Origin of the sequence: Streptomyces sp. NBC_01689, assembly GCF_036250675.1 — a bacterium.
In the GTDB taxonomy this organism is placed as follows: Bacteria; Actinomycetota; Actinomycetes; order Streptomycetales; family Streptomycetaceae; genus Streptomyces.
Window position 1 is genome coordinate 1,339,751 of record NZ_CP109592.1, and the last position, 17,292, is coordinate 1,357,042.

At 68.2% G+C, this 17,292-nt stretch carries 13 protein-coding genes; 10 read left to right on the top strand and 3 right to left on the bottom strand.

The annotated features are described in order from the left end of the window. Positions 1-117: 117 nt before the first annotated feature. The 4 genes from OG776_RS05685 to OG776_RS05705 all read left to right on the top strand — a co-directional run bounded on the left by OG776_RS05685 (position 118) and on the right by OG776_RS05705 (position 5,052). Positions 118-996: an MBL fold metallo-hydrolase gene (locus tag OG776_RS05685; protein WP_222723827.1), complete on the top strand. Its 879-nt coding sequence runs from the start codon at positions 118-120 to the stop codon at positions 994-996. A 511-nt stretch (positions 997-1,507) separates the two neighbouring features. Continuing rightward, positions 1,508-2,992 carry a dihydrolipoyl dehydrogenase family protein gene (locus OG776_RS05695; protein ID WP_329319298.1) on the top strand — a complete coding sequence of 495 codons (1,485 nt, stop codon included), beginning with the start codon at positions 1,508-1,510 and terminating at the stop codon, positions 2,990-2,992. A gap of 366 nt (positions 2,993-3,358) precedes the next feature. After that, complete coding sequence (locus OG776_RS05700; protein WP_329319300.1) at positions 3,359-3,985, top strand: RNA polymerase sigma factor; 627 nt, start codon at positions 3,359-3,361, stop codon at positions 3,983-3,985. Next, a complete protein-coding gene (locus OG776_RS05705; protein WP_148011507.1) occupies positions 3,982-5,052 on the top strand; it encodes a CU044_5270 family protein in 1,071 nt (356 codons plus the stop codon). Before OG776_RS05700 ends, OG776_RS05705 begins: the two co-directional genes overlap by 4 nt. A gap of 379 nt (positions 5,053-5,431) precedes the next feature. On the opposite strand, the gene OG776_RS05710 is transcribed toward OG776_RS05705, so the two are convergent. Then, positions 5,432-5,785 carry a hypothetical protein gene (locus OG776_RS05710; RefSeq protein ID WP_329319303.1) on the bottom strand — a complete coding sequence of 118 codons (354 nt, stop codon included), beginning with the start codon at positions 5,783-5,785 and terminating at the stop codon, positions 5,432-5,434. Between the two features lie 262 nt (positions 5,786-6,047). Here OG776_RS05710 and OG776_RS05715 point away from each other — a divergent pair, with 262 nt between their 5' ends. The 5 genes from OG776_RS05715 (at position 6,048) to OG776_RS05735 (ending at position 14,572) form a co-directional block, all read left to right on the top strand. Continuing rightward, on the top strand, positions 6,048-6,746 hold the full coding sequence (locus OG776_RS05715) for a TetR/AcrR family transcriptional regulator (protein WP_148011509.1): 699 nt from the start codon (positions 6,048-6,050) through the stop codon (positions 6,744-6,746). A 694-nt stretch (positions 6,747-7,440) separates the two neighbouring features. Next, positions 7,441-8,439, top strand: coding sequence for a LuxR family transcriptional regulator (locus tag OG776_RS05720; RefSeq protein ID WP_148011510.1), 999 nt, complete (start codon positions 7,441-7,443; stop codon positions 8,437-8,439). A 336-nt stretch (positions 8,440-8,775) separates the two neighbouring features. Further along, on the top strand, positions 8,776-12,483 hold the full coding sequence (locus OG776_RS05725) for a S8 family serine peptidase (RefSeq protein ID WP_329319306.1): 3,708 nt from the start codon (positions 8,776-8,778) through the stop codon (positions 12,481-12,483). A gap of 392 nt (positions 12,484-12,875) precedes the next feature. Next, on the top strand, positions 12,876-13,766 hold the full coding sequence (locus tag OG776_RS05730; RefSeq protein WP_148011511.1) for an LLM class F420-dependent oxidoreductase: 891 nt from the start codon (positions 12,876-12,878) through the stop codon (positions 13,764-13,766). 236 nt (positions 13,767-14,002) lie between these two features. After that, the gene (locus OG776_RS05735; protein WP_148011577.1) at positions 14,003-14,572 is read left to right on the top strand and encodes a helix-turn-helix domain-containing protein; all 570 of its coding nucleotides are present in this window, start codon (positions 14,003-14,005) and stop codon (positions 14,570-14,572) included. A gap of 628 nt (positions 14,573-15,200) precedes the next feature. On the opposite strand, the gene OG776_RS05740 is transcribed toward OG776_RS05735, so the two are convergent. After that, a complete protein-coding gene (locus tag OG776_RS05740) occupies positions 15,201-15,371 on the bottom strand; it encodes a hypothetical protein (protein ID WP_187285795.1) in 171 nt (56 codons plus the stop codon). A gap of 734 nt (positions 15,372-16,105) precedes the next feature. Between OG776_RS05740 and OG776_RS05745 the strand changes: the two genes are divergently transcribed. Then, a complete protein-coding gene (locus OG776_RS05745) occupies positions 16,106-16,327 on the top strand; it encodes a hypothetical protein (protein ID WP_222723829.1) in 222 nt (73 codons plus the stop codon). Between the two features lie 226 nt (positions 16,328-16,553). On the opposite strand, the gene OG776_RS05750 is transcribed toward OG776_RS05745, so the two are convergent. Next, entirely contained in the window at positions 16,554-16,742 is a 189-nt protein-coding gene (locus OG776_RS05750) for a hypothetical protein (RefSeq protein ID WP_148011579.1), read from the bottom strand. Positions 16,743-17,292: the final 550 nt, after the last annotated feature.

Genomic DNA, 17,292 nt, shown 5'->3' on the forward strand with positions numbered 1-17,292 from the left:
TCGCATCGACATTCTCGGTGTACGGCTCCTAGACGCGTCCTCGGGCTGCCTAAAAATATGCCCACCATGAGGGCGGCCTTCATCCATGCGTATGACCGCACCTGATACCGCGCGCTCATGCTGGTCGGCGTGTCCTGTGGAAGCGAGGTTCTGATGAACGCAACGCTCACGCTCCCGCGAGGGGAGGAGCCGGACTTCCACTCGGGTGAGGTCTACTTCATTGGGAACGCGACAACGTTGATCCGTTTTGCAGGGTTCGCCATTCTGACGGATCCTGCGTTCCTGCATAAGGGGGACCATGTCCATCTCGGGCACGGTATCTATGCTCGGCGCGAGATGGAGCCAGATTGCCAGGTAGCCGACTTGCCCGCACTGGATCTGATCGTCTTGTCCCACTACCATGCCGATCACTTCGATCACGTCGCGGCTCGGGACCTGAACAGAGAGATACCGGTAGTCAGCACGAAGCACGCAATCGAGGAGCTGCGATCGCTTGGCTTCAGCAACGGTAGCGCGCTGGACACGTGGGAGAGCCAGACCGTCCGAAAGGGCGATGCCCGACTCGTAGTGACGGCCATGCCGGCCGAACACACCAGCGACTTCGAGATGGCGGACCTGCTGATGCCCGTCAACGGCAGTCTGCTGGACTTCTACAACGGCGAACAACGGCTTTTCCGGCTCTACATCAGCGGTGACACCATGCTGCACAACCGCCTGCATGACATCCCCCGGAACTATCCCGACATCAGTCTGGGGCTCTTCCACGCAGGTGGGACGACGCTCTTCTTGACTACGGTAACTATGACCGGGGCACAGGCTGTCCGCTGTGCGGAGATCGTCAGGCCGCACACCGCGATCCCGATCCACTACAACGACTTCTCGGTGTTCCGCTCCGGGCTCGACGACTTCAAGACCGCCGCCGCCAAGTCCTCAACACCCGTCAGATTCCACTATCTGACGCACGGCGGCCGTTACAATTTCTCGCCGGACCAGTAGCTCCTGAACGGGGACATGCGGGCATCCGGTCGCCCGATGTCTTTCGCCCGTGATCTCTCCGGCGCTTGGCGAGGGCTCGCCTCGCTCTCCCGCTGGCAGTTCAATCCGTGCAGGACCGCGACGGCGGCCATTGTGGGGGCAGGTATCCGTCGGTTTCGTGGGGGCACATCGCACCCTCGGGCAGCGGAATCCCGCCCCACCCAGTCGGAACCGCTTATGGATCAGAGCCTTGAGTGTGGTGTCGTACACCTGAGTCATCTCCTGGAAGCGGTAGGCGGTCGGGGCGGTGGTGATGCCTCCGGGGCCATTCGCCAACAGTTTCCCGAACCGGGCCGGAGGCCCAGGATTTCCTCCCATGACATGTGGAGGCGTCTGCCCGCAAAAACGCCCAGTGCGGAACGCTTGCACATGCCGTGCCTCACACATTTCCCGCGAAAGGCAATTCTTCCAGCAGTTCGTCCTTCCCGATTTCTTCGCAACGAAAGAGAGAGGCGCGATTATGGCTGGACGCGTGGATCCTGATCGCTCCGAGTGGGACGTCATCGTGCTGGGTGGCGCCGCAGCGGGCGAGAACGCGGCTCAATACGCCACACAGTTCTCGGGTTTGGACGCGGTGCTCGTGGAAGCCGAACTGCTGGGTGGCGAGTGCTCGTACTGGGCCTGCATGCCCAGCAAGGTCCTGCTGCGCCCCGCTGACGTACTGGGCAACGCGCGGCATGTGCCCGGTGTGGCGTCGCTGTTGACTGGTCACGTGCTGGACGTGCCGGCGGCGCTGGCTCGCCGGGACACTGTCGTGAACGGCCTCGACGACTCCTCACAGATCGGATGGGCGCTCGGTGCCGGCATCGATGTGGTCCGGGGATACGGGCGTCTCGACGGGGAGCGCTCAGTGGCGGTGGACATGGCAGCGGGCGGCACCCGTGTGCTCACCGCGAGGCACGCGGTGGTGATCGACACAGGGTCCTGCACCACCGTGCCGCCGATCGAGGGCATGGCAAAGGCCCGCCCGTGGACCTCCCGCGATGTCACCAACCTGCACGAGGTACCGCGCCGGGTCGTCGTCCTGGGCGGCGGGGTGGTCGCGTGCGAGGCGGCGACCTGGCTGAGGGCGCTGGGCGTGGCCGAATTGAGCGTCGTGTACCGGCGGACCGAGTTGCTGCCGCGAGAGGAACCGTTTGCCGGGCGTATGGTCGGCGACCGGCTCAGGGAGGCAGGGGTACGTCTGCTTCCCGGGCGGTCGATCACCAAGGTGGGACGCGACGACCCGCGGGAGATGGGGGTCGGGCTGCCCCATGGCGGAGAGGTAACCGTCTGGCTGGACGACGGCAGCACACTCGTCTGCGACGAACTGGTGCTCGCCACCGGTCGTACGCCCAACACTCAGGACATCGGCCTGTCGTCCGTCGGATGCCCCGACGACGGCTTCCTCGAGGTGGACGACGAGCAAGTCGTACGGGCGGTGAGGGGGCATTGGCTGTACGCGGTCGGTGATGTCTGCGGGCGCGCGTTGCTGACTCACATGGGCAAGTATCAGGCGCGGGTCGCCGGCGAGGTCATCGCTGCTCGTGCCACGGGCCACTCCGTGGCCGGGGCTCAGAGCGGTGTGCGGGGCGCTGCCGACGGCCATCGCGGCAACCCGCAGGTGACGTTCACCGACCCGGAGGTCGGATCAGCCGGTATGACCGAGCGGCGGGCCCGCGAAGCGGGACTCGACGTGGCAACGGCCGAGTACGACATGGCTGCCCTCGCTGGCACGTATGTCATGCGTGATGACTACCTCGGGCGCGCCAAACTCGTCATTGATCGAGCAACCGACACGGTTGTGGGCGCGACGTTCGTCGGTTCGGGCGTCGCGGATCTCGTCCACTCCGCCACGACGGCCATTGTCGCAAGGGTCCCGCTTCCCGTGCTGTGGCACGTGGTGCCCAGCTACCCCACCGCCAGCGAGGTCTGGCTGCGCCTGCTCGAGACGTACCGACTTCAGAGTCATGCCTGATGCACCATGGGCAGATCGGGATCTTACTCGTTGCGCAGGTCACTTCCCTGACCCCTGGGTCGCTGGTAGCGCCTGCCAACGTCGCTACCGGGTGCAGTCGCGCCGAGGGTGCCGCTATCAGGCATCCAGCAAGACAGTTTATAATTTAACGACACACTGTGGCGGTGCCACCACGGTCGACAGCAACGGGACTGTCGTTTCATCGACGAGAGCGCCCGGACCTCGTCGCGGGAAGGTTGACCCCGCGAGGGGCCCCTGATCGGGAAGAACCAGTGGCTGCCGAGTCCTGCTGCGCCCGATCCGGCTGTGATCCACCTCACGGGAACTGCCCCCGTGTATTCGACAGGTACCTGCGTGAAGCAATCCTTGCGAGCTCGTCTGCGAGCCGGCGATCCAGAAGCCTTCCGCGAGCTGTACCAGGAACTGGGCCAGGCGATCTACGCGCACGCCTACCGCGCCACGGGCGACTGGTCGTCCGCCGAGGACACCGTGTCACTGACCTTCCTGGAAGTGTGGCGCCTGCGCGCACGGCTGGAGGACAGCGACGAGAGCGTCCGCCCCTGGGTCTACGGCATCGCCACCAACGTCCTGCGCAACCGCGGCCGCGCAGCGCGCAAACACCAGCAGACCCTCACCCGCTTCCCCGCACCCGAGACGGTCCCGGACTTCGCCGACGAGGTCGCCGAGCGCATCGACGACACCGAAAGGCTCGCGGCCGCCAGAGCCGCGGTGGGCAGACTGCGCCGCGCGGACCGCGACGTGTTCATGCTGTGCGTCTGGTCCGACCTCAGCTACCCCGCGGCCGCCCAGGCCCTGGGCATCCCGGTCGGTACCGTCCGCTCCCGCCTGTCTCGCGCACGAGGACGTCTGCTCAAACTCACCGAGCAGGAACTGAAGCGCGCGAAAAAAAGAGTGGAACCCCCTGCGCCCGTCCGACAGATACAGGGCGACCGCACACCCGCGGTCCGGTCGATACAGGAGAAAGCCCGATGAACGCTCCGAAACACGGTGACGAGGTCGAGCGCCAGGAGCTGTCCCACCTGCTGCCGCGCCCCGGCACACCAGGTCTCTCTCCCGCCCGGTCTCAACGTCTTGAGGAATATCTGATGCAGGAAGTCACCCAGGCCGGCACCCAGGCACAGGCGGCCCCCGCCGCCGCTGTGAAGCGTGGTATGCCGCGCTGGAGCCTGATCGCCGCACCGGCCGCAGCCCTGGCCGTCGCCGCGGCGGTCGCGGTCAGCGTCACCGGCTCCGGCGACGGCATGAGCCCCGACGACAGTGTGGCCATGGCGTCGGTCATCACGGTGCAGCCCGCCTCGGCCCACGGCGCCACGGCTTTCCTGAGCCAGGTCGCGGACGCGGCGAGCAAGCAGAAGACACCCGCCGTGGGCGCCCACCAGTTCATCTACATCAAGAGCAAGGTCGGCTTCACCCACCAGGTCAAACAGCGCACCATCGGCGGCCCGGCCAAGCTCGACGCCGTCCACCAGCGCGAAGTATGGCTCGCAGCAGACCCCTCCAAGAACGGCCTCATCCACGAGGGCGGCCAGAACATCACCATCCACAACAGCGGCCCGGGCGTGGTCAACCCCGACGAAGCGTCCCAGCCCCCCAGGCCCGGCACCGTCCCCCAGATCGCGTCACTGTCCACCGACCCCGACACACTGCTGAAGCAGATCTACACCGCCACCCGCGGCCAGGCCCCCGGCAAGGACGCCGCCGCGTTCAACTGGGTCGGCGAGACCGTGTCCGAATCGATCGTCCCCGGTGACGTCGCCTCCTCCATCTGGCGGGCCGCCGCGAAGATCCCCGGCGTCGTCCTCGTCAAGGACGCCACCGACGCGGCCGGCCGCCACGGCGAAGCCATCGCCCACGTCGCAGGCGGCGAACGCACCGAATACATCTTCGACCGCAACACCCACCTGTTCCTCGGCGAGCGCAGCTACCTCATCAAGGACACCCCCGAAGGCAAGGCCGGCATGCTCACCGGCACCAGCGCAGTCCTCTCCCGCGCCGTCGTGAACAAGATCGGTGACCACCCCACGGGCACCCGCGCCTGACCCCCACACCACCCCACCGCCCGGCCGCCGACCATTCACTCAGCAGCCGGGCGGACCCATCTCCCCACGGCCTGGCATGAGCGGAGAAACGTCGCCTGACAAGAGCTCGTACGGCGACAGACACTCGGCCTTGCCTTCAGCCGGATCAACGGCCTTTCCACCGCGGGTGGTTCGCCGTCGCGGTTCGAGCCACGAGGAACGGTGGGTGAGCCCGGCCCTGCGGTCATGCCCCCGATGCGGTCTGTCAGTGTGCCTTCGGAGTTGGGTGACACCCCTCCCGGGCCATGCACTCGACAAGGGGAGGTAGTCGGGCCAACTCCGAAGGCCGGTTACCGCGTTGCGCGGCCAGGACAACGGTATTGCGGCGGTCCGGGCCGTTTCAGCTGTGGTTCAGGGACCACTCGACCTGGTCCTGGTACCAGCGGACGGGAGTGATGACGCTGTCCGACGAGGTCGCTTCGTCGACCTGGTCCTGGTACCAGCGGGCGGGAGTGATGACGCTGTCCGACGAGGTCGCTTCGTCGACCTGGTCCTGGTACCAGCGGGCGGCGGTGACGCCGTGGAACGAGGTCGCTTCGCCCTGGTGGTCCGCGGCCTGCACGGACACGTGCTGCATGTGCTGTGCGGGCACCATAGCGGTGGTGGCCGACGCCGAGCCGGCCCCGAGAAGCGCTCCGCCGGCCAGCGCCGTGGTGGCGAGTGCGATCGAGAGGCGCTTCGTCATGCTGCTCATGGTCATTTCCCTTACAAACTGCCGCGGCTCCGCCGATCCGGCGGGCGCCGCTTGCATGTGAACCGAGATCCGGAAATCCCGGGTCGGTCGGCTGGCTTCAAGGTCATCCGGAGGGGTACCTCACGTTTGACTCCGCCACCGTACCCGAGGGATGCCTCATGTTTGCGGTGAGCATCGTCACAGCACGTCAACGGCGTGAGATTGCGATCGGAAACACGAAATTGCTCCAATTGGAGGGGTGCCTCATGTTACTGTCGAGCACATGAGCCACCACCACGCCCCGTCCCTGAGCGAGCCTCCGGCGAAACCCCTGCGCCGTGACGCACAGCGCAACAGGGAGGCGATCGTGGCCGCCGCCCGCACAGCCTTCGCCGAGCAGGGCCTCGGGGCGTCCCTGGAGGGCGTCGCGCGCGAGGCCGGGGTCGCGATCGGCACCCTCTACCGCCACTTCCCCACCCGGCTCGACCTGGTCGAGACGCTCTTCAACGCGAAGTACACGGAACTGCTCGCCACTGCGGAAGAGGCCGCGGTCCTGGACGACGCCTGGGAGGGGTTCTGCCGCTACATGGAGAAACTCTGCCAGCTGCAGGCCTGCGACCGCGCCTTCAACGACCTGGTCTCGGCGCGGCTGCCCCTGCACGCGGCCGGCCGCGAGATGCACGAACGCGCCAAGGAGATCTGCACCCAGGTCATGCGCAGCGCCCAGGAACAGGGCGTCCTGCGCGACGACGTCACTCCGCAGGACATCGCCTTCGTGATCTGGTCCCAGGCCGGGATCATCCAGGCCACCCGCACCGTCGCCCCCCGGGCCTGGCGCCGTCACCTCTACCTGATGCTCGACGGCTTCCGAGCCCAAGGCGCCCACCCCCTTCCCGAACCTCCTCTGACCAGCGAGCAGGCTGACGAGACCCTCATCGCGCTCAAGTGCAACGAAGAGGACTGCCGCGAACAACGGCCCTGACCCGCGCCGTCACACACCCCCCACACGGCACAGTGTGAGGGCGTCTTCCGCAACGTCGGCCTCCCCCGGCGGACCCGGCACGTTCACTGCGGGCTTCTGGTCCGAAAGGGCGATGCCGGGTAAGCGTCCCACCGCCGCCTGCACCGAGCCACAGCGGCCGCCCCGTCGACACCGGGTGTCCTGGCTCGAACTCGGGCGGCGGTACACCGTGTTGCGGCCCAGCACCGCCCGCCGGAAGCGGTTGCCAACGCCCTCAGCCGGCTCAAGCGGGAATTCAGGTAGCACGTGGTCCTCTTCTTTGGTGACGGCGGCGGATTCAAGCAAGCCCTCCTGCGACCCGGCCTCGGAGCCGAGAAGGTGGCCCGCCTACTGACCGCCGCAGGCGGCAGGACCACCGCGGCCTCACTGCGGCCCGCGCAGGTCAACGCCTGCCCGGTGCTGATCCTCCGGCTCGACGACGCGATCGACACGGTCTTGGCGGTAGGCATCGAGGCGCCCTCATCACCGGGCTCTACGTCGTCCGCAATCCCGAGCAGCTGTCGCACATGCAGCGAGAGACGGTCCTTAGCCGCTGAGAGGCGGCGTCCGACGCACGAGCGACAGAGGAGCGGGAATCGGTCACTGGCCGACACACAGGCTTGCTACGTTCTTGATCGGCTTTCGAATGCGGTCGTCGGTGAGTTGGAGGGTTTCGATGGAGGATGCTGCGCCGTTGGAGCTGGTCGGGGTGGACGCCGAGGCGGAGAGGGCCTATCGCCATCTGCTGGCGCGCGGTGGCGGGACCGTCGACGACGTGATGGCGGCGCTCGACGTGACGTACCAGGAAGGGCTGGCGCTGGTCGAACGGCTGCACCGCTTCGGCCTGGTCACCCGGCGTACCTCGGGAGAGTTCCTCACCGTGGATCCGCGGCACGCGCTGCGGGCGCTGGTGGAGTCACGCGAACGCCAACTCGCCTCCGTGCGTGATGCGGCGGGCTCTCTCGGGGCGATCTTCGACACCGCCAAACGGGCCAGGAACGGTGGCCACGGAACCATCGTGATCAGCGGGCCGGAGGTGGTCGGCGACCGCTACTACCGGTTGAAGCAGGCCGCGCGCGCCGAGATCTGTTCCCTCGACCGTCCCCCGTTCCTGCTGGCCCCGAACGCGCCGCTCGACGAGGCGGTGGTGGGCCGTGGTGTCCGGGTCCGCGCCGTCTACGCGGCCTCCAGCTTCGTCGCCGACGGCGGATGGCCGGAACTGGGCAGTCTGGTGTCGAGGGGGGAAGAGGCCAGGATCACGCCGACGCTGCCGGTCAAGCTCTCCATGGCCGACCGCTCGGCCGCGATGGTGTCCCTGAGTCTTTCCGCCGGGAACACCGAGTGCCTCTACACCGAGGCGCCGCCGCTGCTGGAGGCTCTCGCGGAACTCTTCGAACGCTATTGGGCGGTCGCGTCCCCGCTGGCACGCGACCCCGGTCCCGATGCCCGGGTGCCGCCGCCGGCCGTTCTCCCGGAGGAAGACCGCAAGCCCACGGACGAGGAACGCAATCTCCTGGCCCTGTTCGCGGCCGGTGTCAAGGATGAGGCGATCGCCCGCCAGTTCGGGATTTCGTCACGGACCCTGCGTAGGCGCATCCAGGACCTCTACGCGGAACTGGGGACGACCAGTCGGTTCGGCGCCGGCGTCGCGGCGGCGCGCCGCGGCTGGGTCTGAGCACGCGTCCGGCTTCGCACCGAACGCAGGTGCGACACTCCGCGTGATAACTCAACCGACGCATAATCAAAGGGAACTGACGTCACATCAATTCGGGCGAAAGAGAGGTACTCCCGCCCACGTGGGAGCGGGTGGCGCGACGTGTCCACCCAGGGAATTCCTGTGATCCCACCGCCACTTGTCCACTTGAGGACAATGGCACTCAAGGGACATGACGAGTTCTTTACAGCGAAGCAAAAGACTGACTGACTACGGACATCTTTCGCACGCCTAGCTCTTGAGGTTCCCTTGCGCATACCTCCGTCGCCCAGACGCGGGCTGACTGTCGCGGTCGCCGTGCTCGTGGCACTGACGACCACCGGACCGGCCGTTTCGGCCGGAACTCCCCTCTCCTCCACCACATCCGCCGCCGGACGTCCGCAGGCCACGGGTACCGTCACGCTGATCACCGGTGACAAGGTCGCGGTGACCGTCAGCAACGGCCGTACCAGCGCCAGCGTCACGGATCCGCACGGCAGGCCCGGCGGCGCCCATGTCATGACGGTCGGCCCCGACACCTACGTGTACCCGGACGCGGCACTGCCCTACATCGCGTCAGGAGCACTCGACGAGCGGCTGTTCAACGTCAACGAACTGCTCGATGACGGCTACGACGACAGCCACAGCGACCGACTGCCGCTGATCGTCACCTACACCGATGCCGCCGCCCGTTCCCGTAGCGCGAAGACCCCGGACGGTGCGCGCAGGACCCTGACACTCAGCAGCATCCAGGGCGCCGCGATATCCACCGAACACGCGCGGACGACGGACTTCTGGACCTCCCTCACCGGCAGCGCGGGGGCCGGGGCGGGAGCGCGCTCGACCGCGAACGCGCACCCGTCCGGGCGGCTGACGGGCGGGATCGCCAAGGTGTGGCTGGACGGCAAGGCCAAGGCGACGCTGTCCGACACCACCGCGCAGATCGGCGCACCTGAGGTCTGGGCGGGCGGGGACACCGGCCAAGGCGTGGACGTCGCCGTGCTGGACACGGGAATCGACGCGGCGCACCCGGACTTCGCGGGGCGGATCGCCGCGTCGGAGAGCTTCGTGCCGGGACAGGACGTCACCGACCGGCACGGCCACGGCACGCATGTCGCCTCGACCGTCGCCGGCACGGGCGCAGCGTCCGACGGCAAGGAGAAGGGGGTGGCTCCGGGCGCTTCGCTGCACATCGGCAAGGTCCTGAACAACGATGGCAGCGGCCAGGACTCCTGGATCCTGGCCGGCATGGAGTGGGCCGCCCGCGACCAGCACGCGAAGATCGTCAGCATGAGCCTGGGCGGTGACCCCACCGACGGCACCGACCCACTGAGCCAGGCCGTCAACCGGCTCAGCGAGGAGACCGGGGCGCTGTTCGTCATCGCCGCGGGCAACTCCGGCCCGGAGGCGTACAGCATCGGCGCGCCGGGTGCGGCGGACGCCGCGCTGACGGTCGGCGCGGTGAACGGTCCGGGCAAGGGCGTGGACCAGCTGGCGGAGTTCTCCAGCCGCGGGCCGCGCGTCGGCGACAACGCCGTCAAGCCCGACCTGACCGCTCCCGGCGTCGACATTCTCGCTGCCCGGTCGCAGTACGCGCCCGAGGGCGAGGGCGCGTACCAGACCATGAGCGGCACGTCGATGGCGACGCCCCATGTCGCGGGCGCCGCAGCCCTCTTGGCGCAGAAGCATCCGGACTGGAACGGACGGCAGCTCAAGGACGCGCTGGTCGGCACCACCGCCAGTACGCGGCAGTCCAGCCCGTACCAGGGCGGTAGCGGGCGGCTCGACATCGCCGCGGCCGTGAAGGCCACCGTGGTCGCCTCCGGTTCCGCGTTCGCCCAGGTCCACTACCCGTATCCACCCGGACAGACGGTTCGCAAGGACGTCACCTACAGCAACTTCGCGGCCGAGCCGGTCACCCTGGACCTGGGTCTCGTCGCGGACAACATCCCCGACGGGCTGTTCACCCTCACCGACCCCCGTCCGACCGTCCCCGCCCACGGCACCGCGACCGTCGGTGTGATCACCCACCTCGACCGGGCCGCGGACAACGCCGCCTACACCAGTCAGCTCACCGCCACCGGCCCCGACGGCACGATTCGCGCCCGTACCCCGGTCGGTGTGAACAAGGAGGGCCGGCGCGTCAAGCTGTCGGTCACCGCGAAGGACCGCAAGGGCGGGGGGCTGCCGGGCTCCCTCGTGCTCAAGGACATCGACCGGAACACCGTTCCCAAGGTGTACACCGTCGACTCCTCCGGCACCCTCGACCTCAGCCTGGTGCCGAGCACCTACGCGGCCTGGATGTACGCCGACGTCCCCGGCATCGACGGCACGCACACCCTGGGCCTGGGCCTGTTCTCCGCACCGGAGGTCGACCTCGCCGACGACCGGGCGCTCCACTTCGACGCAGCCGACCTCCACCAGGCCGCGGCACTCACGCCGCAGCCGACCGCCAACAGCTTCATGCGGGTGGACCAGTACCGGTCGAACGGCGGCATGCTCCCGTTCCTGGACAGCTACATGCCCGAGTACTGGCGCTACGACAGCCTCTGGGCGGCCGCGACACCCAAGGTGACACGGGGCTCGTACACCTTCGCGACGCGCTGGCGGCAGATCGAGCGGCCACTGACCTTCTCACTGGGCTCCCAGACGTACGAGAGCGCCGTCGTGCAGAGCCTGTCCCCCATGCTGCCCGAGGGCAGCAACCGGTACCGGGCCGTCTGGGCCGGGGACGGTTCGGCCGCGGACTTCGGCAGGCTCAAGATCCGTGGCCAGGTGGCGGTCGTCCGCCGCAGCGACTCCGTGTCCGCCCCTGACCAGGCCACGGCCGCGGCGAAGGCCGGCGCCAAGCTGCTCCTGATCCTCAACGACGGCTACGGAAAGCTGGATCCCTGGGCCGACCTGCCAGACGCCGCACCACTGCCGGTGGCCTCGCTCGGCACCGACGACAGCGTCCGTCTGCGCAGCGGCCTTCACTGGCCCGGAGCAGGACTGCTGAAGGTGGTCTCGCACCCCCAGCCGCATTATCTGTACGACCTGGTGCGGCACTACGACGGCGCGGTTCCCCGGAGCCTGACGTACCGGCCCGGTCCGGGCGATCTCGCCAGGATCGACGAGTCGTTCCGCGACACCAAGCAGGGCAAGGCCGTACAGATACGGTACGACCTCACCGTCGACTCCGGTCGGCCGCTGAACAGCAACGCCACCCCCGTCCCGGCCCAGGGCACCCTCACCTCGTGGGTGACAGCCGATCCCGGCGTCTCATGGGTGACCCAGGCCGCCGTCAGCGACCTCAGCCAGCAGGGCTCTCCACACTCGTACAAGGGGCGCGGCACTTCCGGCGAGGTCTGGTTCTCTCCCGTCCAGCATCCGCGGCTCCTCGACGACAGCGCCCACCGCGCCCCCTTCAGGATCGGCGACATCATCAGCACGTCATCGATCTCCGCGTGGGGGGACTCCGACAGCCACGCGGGTGTCGCCTACGCCGACGGCGACACCTCGACGATCTCCCTCTACCAGGGTGACCAGCTGCTCGGCGAAGAAGTCAACGAACGGATCGTCACCGTCGAAGGCCTACCGACGGATCCGCTGCCGTACCGGATCGTGGTGGAGGGTAAGCGTGATCTGCCGGGCCGGCCGTACTCGACCCGGACCCGTACCGAATGGGGATTCACCTCCGGCACCACGGACTACAGGGTCCTCAGCCCTCTGCCGCTCATCCAGCTGGACTACGCGGTGGACACCGACCTCTCCGGCCGGGCGAGCCGGCACGGCGCGCTGACCGTCACTCCCTCGCACTTCAAGGGCGCGACGGGTGCCGCCTCGGTCCGCACCGTGGGCCTTGAGGTTTCCTACGACGACGGCGCCACCTGGCACCGGACGACCCTGCGCCACTCGGGGACGGACTGGAAGACGTCGCTCGACGCCCCCTCCAAGGCGAGGTTCGCGAGCCTGCGGACGACCGCACGGGACACCCATGGCAACAGCGTCAGCCAGACCGTGATCCGCGCCTTCGGTCTCAAGTAGGCGAGTCGGGCCTCGGCTCGACCTGTGAGCCCCTGTTCGCACCCTCGCGAACAGGGGCTCCTTGGTGTGCGGTGTCGGCGGAGCGCTACGGGTGCGACGATCGACCGCGTGATCGACGGGGTTGACGCCCACACCCCGATCCAGCTCAAGGGCCACCCCTGCTCCGGTCATCCGGCGACCGAGCGACGGAAGGTGGGCCGGCGCATCCGAAACGCCGTCCGGGCACGGTGCGCCCATCCAGCTCAAGGGCCACCCCTGCTCCGGTCATCCGGCGACCGAGCGACGGAAGGTGGGCCGGCGCATCCGAAACGCCGTCCGGGCACGGTGCGCCCATACGAACGAACCGCCGGCCGGCCGGGAACATCAGGGACGGAATCGCGGTTGATCGGTCCATGGCTTCTGAGACACGCGAGGAATTCGGGCGGATCGGCATCTGGAGCGGTGCGCTGCACCGATCGCGGGTCGACGACGCGGGCAGGGAAGCGATCGAGGAAGCGGTCGCCGAGCTCGAAGATCTGGGATACGGCACGCTCTGGCTCGGGGGCAGCCCCTCACCCGACGACGCCGCGGCGGTCGTCGACGCCACCCGTACCGTCACCGTGGCCACCGGCATCCTGAGCATCTGGGAGCACACGGCTGAGGAGGTGACGGCGCGGCTCGCGGGGCTCGACGCGAGCGCGCATGGACGATTCGTCCTCGGCCTGGGTGTCAGCCACGGTCAGTTGGCGCCGCGGTACGCGAAGCCGTACAGCGCGATGGTGGCCTACCTCGACGCCCTCGACGCCGTCGCCCCGTCCGCGGATCGGGGTCGTCGGGTCCTGGCGGCGCTCGGCCCGAAGATGCTGAGGCTCGCGACGGACCGGGCGCTCGGCGCACACCCCTACCTCGTCACCACCGAGCACACGGCGGAGGCACGCGAGGCACTCGGTCCGGACGCACTGCTCGCCCCCGAGCTGTCCGTCGTACTCGACACCGATCTCGACCGGGGCCGTACCACCGCGCGGAACATGCTGAGCCGGTACCTCCAACTGCCCAACTACACCAACAATCTGCTGCGCCTGGGCTTCACGGAGAGCGACTTCGAGGACGGCGGCAGCGCACGTCTCCTGGACGCCCTCTTCGCCCTGGGCGACACCGAGCGGGTGCGCGCCCGGACCCGGGAGTACTTCGACGCAGGCGCCGACCACATCGCTCTCCAGGTGCTGACCGCCGACGAGAGCGGAGCCGGTCTGCCGCGGGCCGAATGGCGTGAGCTTGCCGCGGCGTTCGCCGACGAGCTGTAGAAAGCCGTTCGTGCGGGGCGCGTGGGCGGCGGCCCGCACAGCCAGCGCTTCGGCCTGCCCCTGCGCCGGTGCCATTCCTCGTTCGTCAGATCACCACGACCCATGACCAACTACACGGCAGGGCAGGCCGAACTCTCGTGATCCACCGGACAGGCTTTAGTGCTGGATTCCTCTTTGGCTGGGTATATGTCCTGGTGGCGGGGTAGTTGCGGGTGCTCGGGGGCGGGTGCTGGGCGATGGTTTTGTGGGCACGGCCGGAACGTGACGGGGATGAGCGGGCTGTCGTCCGCCGGCTGGCGCGGGCACGGAAGGCGCCGCGGGATGTGGTGATGCGGGCCCGGATGATCGGGTTGAGCTGGTCGGGGCAGCGGGTGCCGGCGATCGCTGCGGAGCTGGGCTGTAGCCAGAAAACAGTTCGCTGTGGGCTACACCGCTTCAACGGCGCCGGCCTGCTGGGGCTGGAGGATCTGGGCGGGCAGGGCTGCAAGAGGCGGATCACCGAGCAGGAGCGGTCCCGGATCATTTCCCTGGTCAAGACCGTGCCGCCGGGGCGGCTGCGGTGGGAGCCCGTCGGGGAACTGTGGGCCTTTGACGAGTCCGGGCCGGCCGAGTGGACGCTGGACTCTCTGGCCGCGGCAGCACAGGATGAAGGGATTGAGGTGGGTCGCTCGCAGGTGCGCCGCATCTTGCCTGCCGAGGGGGTGAGATGGCGTCGCACCAGGTCGTGGATGCGGTCGAAGGACCCGGACTTCGTCCCAAAAGGACAAGGATCATCGGCCTCTGCACCCAGCCGCCCGACGACGTGACGGTGATCTGCGCCGACGAGCTGGGGCCTGTGATCCCACGAACGTTCTCGCCTACACCCGCCTGGTCACCCGAGGGGCACCGGATCAAAGCGGAGCTCGACTACAGCCGCGGACCGGAGAAGACCTGGGTCTAAGGCGGCCTGCGACCGGCCGACGGCCAGGCCCTCACCATGACCGCGTCCTCCCGCAACAGCGACTTCCACCAGCGGTCTCTGCAGCAGGTCGAGGATGCCAACCCGACCGGCCAGATCTGGATCGTCACCGACAACCTGTCCAGCCACAACAGCCTGTCCACCCGGACCGCTCGAGGACCACCCCCGCATCCACCACGCATCCATCCCCGTCGGAGCGTGCTGGCTCAACCTGCAGGAAGGCTGGTGGCGCATCTTCCGCAAGGCCGCCCTCGCCGGCCGATCCTTCGCCAACCCCGACGACATCGCATACGCCACCACCCTCGCGACCAGCCAACTCAACTCCCGCGCGAAGCCATGGATCTGGGGCAGACCGACACCCCCGACCCGATGACTACGACGCCGATATGGTTACAGAATTTGCGGAATCCACCACTAGGCGATCCCCTGCCCGTGGCCAGCGTCCCAGCACGCTGGCCGAGGTGTTGCGGATCCGCTCATCCGCCCGGCTGGGGCGCCTCTGATGACCTGCAGAACTCCGTCAACTCCGGCGGGAACGCCGCGGCCTCGTAGAGGGCGACCGCGTGGAGGACGATGGGCGCGGCCGCCTCCCCCTCGGGGTCGTCCTGCGTGAGGCTGCGCGGGGTCTCCGAGTCCGCAGGCTGCACAGCAGGACCGTCGCCTTCACGATCACCAGGAACAGGCCCACGCCCAGGTCAGCCCGGCGCCCAGGCCCCACCCTGCATCCAGTAAGAAGCCTGCGCCGGCATCCATCACCGTCACGCACAGACCCGACAGACCCACTGCCGTGTAGAGGAGCAAGCCGGGTGAGAGGGGGACTCCATGTCCAGGATTACCCTCGCCCGGCCGTGACGCGGTGATCCGTCACCGCGTTGGGGACGGCAGCGCCATTTTCGTCCTTTCGAGGCGCACGACCCCGGGCCCCGGCTCCTGGGCCGGCCCCGGGGCCCGGCTCACCACCGGTCGGAAATCGCACGTCCCCAGGGTCGATCTGCTCCACAGCGATCCTGCGGCACCCGTCTGGCTGTCTCGGCATCCTTGCACGGAATGTCACCTGGACGGCGCCCGACCCCGGTTTCTGCAGCCGTTGGCGGCAGGGCGCGCCGTGAGAGTCGAAGCGCGTCCGATCGCCTGACTGGCCCGATGGGCCTGCGCGTGCACCCGTTCGCTGAAGATGCCCTGATGAGAACCTGTCCCCAGGTGCTGGCCACTCCCCTCGAGCGGGAACTTCCACGAGCCGATCACAGGGTCTCGGCGCACACGTCCAGCGGCAAACGAGGCGTGCCCGGCCCGTCCGTCGGCCCACCCGATGCGGCGCAGACTGCAGGACGGGTTCGCAATCACGGTGGAGAGGGTGAGCCTGTCGGGCGACCATGACGGGATGAACCTGAACACGGTCGGCAGGCACCACGACGGCAGGAGTCTGTACACCGGCGAGGCCGTCCTCCAACGGGCGTCGTTCCCTGCCGGACCACACCCCGGCGAGCTGATGAAGAAGTGGATCCACATCACGCGGGACGACGGCACCATGCAGTGGGCCTACGACGGCAAGCCGCTGTACACCTTCGTCAAAGACAGGAAATCCACTTCCACGTCCGCGTGACGGCGACGGCATGCCAGAGAGCCTCCACGTCGCTTGTGGGCGGGTATGAACGTGGAGGATGCGCTCAACGTCAGCCGCCGCCTGAACGAGTTTCGCGCCCGCTCCGTCCTTCCGTGCGCCCACTCAGATGGCCCTTCACTGCGCTGTCGCGAAACGAAAACGTGCCACCGGCGCCTGCCCTCGACTCGCTGTTGCCTGTCTTCGACGCGGATGGACTCGCTCTCCACTACCGGGTCGTCCTGCTCCTGCAGGTCTCGGCGTGCGTCTTTGCGGGCCTCAGGTCTACGGTCTGCGTGACGGGCACCGCGTTCGGCAGGTCGTCCCGGGCAAGGTCGACGTCCGCCACCGTGGTTATTCGGGCAGGCAACTGCACGTGGCAGTACGGGCACTCGATCATCATGACGTTCAGGCGCACGGGAACTCCTTTCTTCGCCGCCTGGTGAGCGGCATGCTCGCGCGACCGCTCGGCCACCGCGTCAGGGCTCAGCCGTGGGGCATAGCGGTATACGGCGGTTGTCCCGTGCACGCCGTCGTACTCGTAGGTGACGCGCTTTCGTGCGCGCGGAACGCCAGCAATTGAGGTGCTTCCGAGGGCGAGGCGGACCAGGGCGGGTGGTGGATGCCACTCAGCGGCGGCGGGACCGCCTCCTTCGGCGTCGTCTCTTCGCCGATGCGGATCACGGGCGGAGCAGCAGTGTTTTGACCCTGACGTCTTCCTTGGCCTGGAATTCTGCGTAGGCGTACAGATCGTCCAGATGATCGTCAGCGAATTCGTCATCGACGCACGAAAGCAACCCCGCAGCGCCGACCGCCAGAGCCCCGGATCCCGCTCACCTCGGCGAGCACGGCCCGGAGATCGAGCGGATCACCGGAGCCCACGCACACGCCGAGTACGGGCGCACCCGGGGAAAGATCGTGATCTGCATGTGAAGAGGCCGATCCGGACCCGGACAGGCCACGGGTAG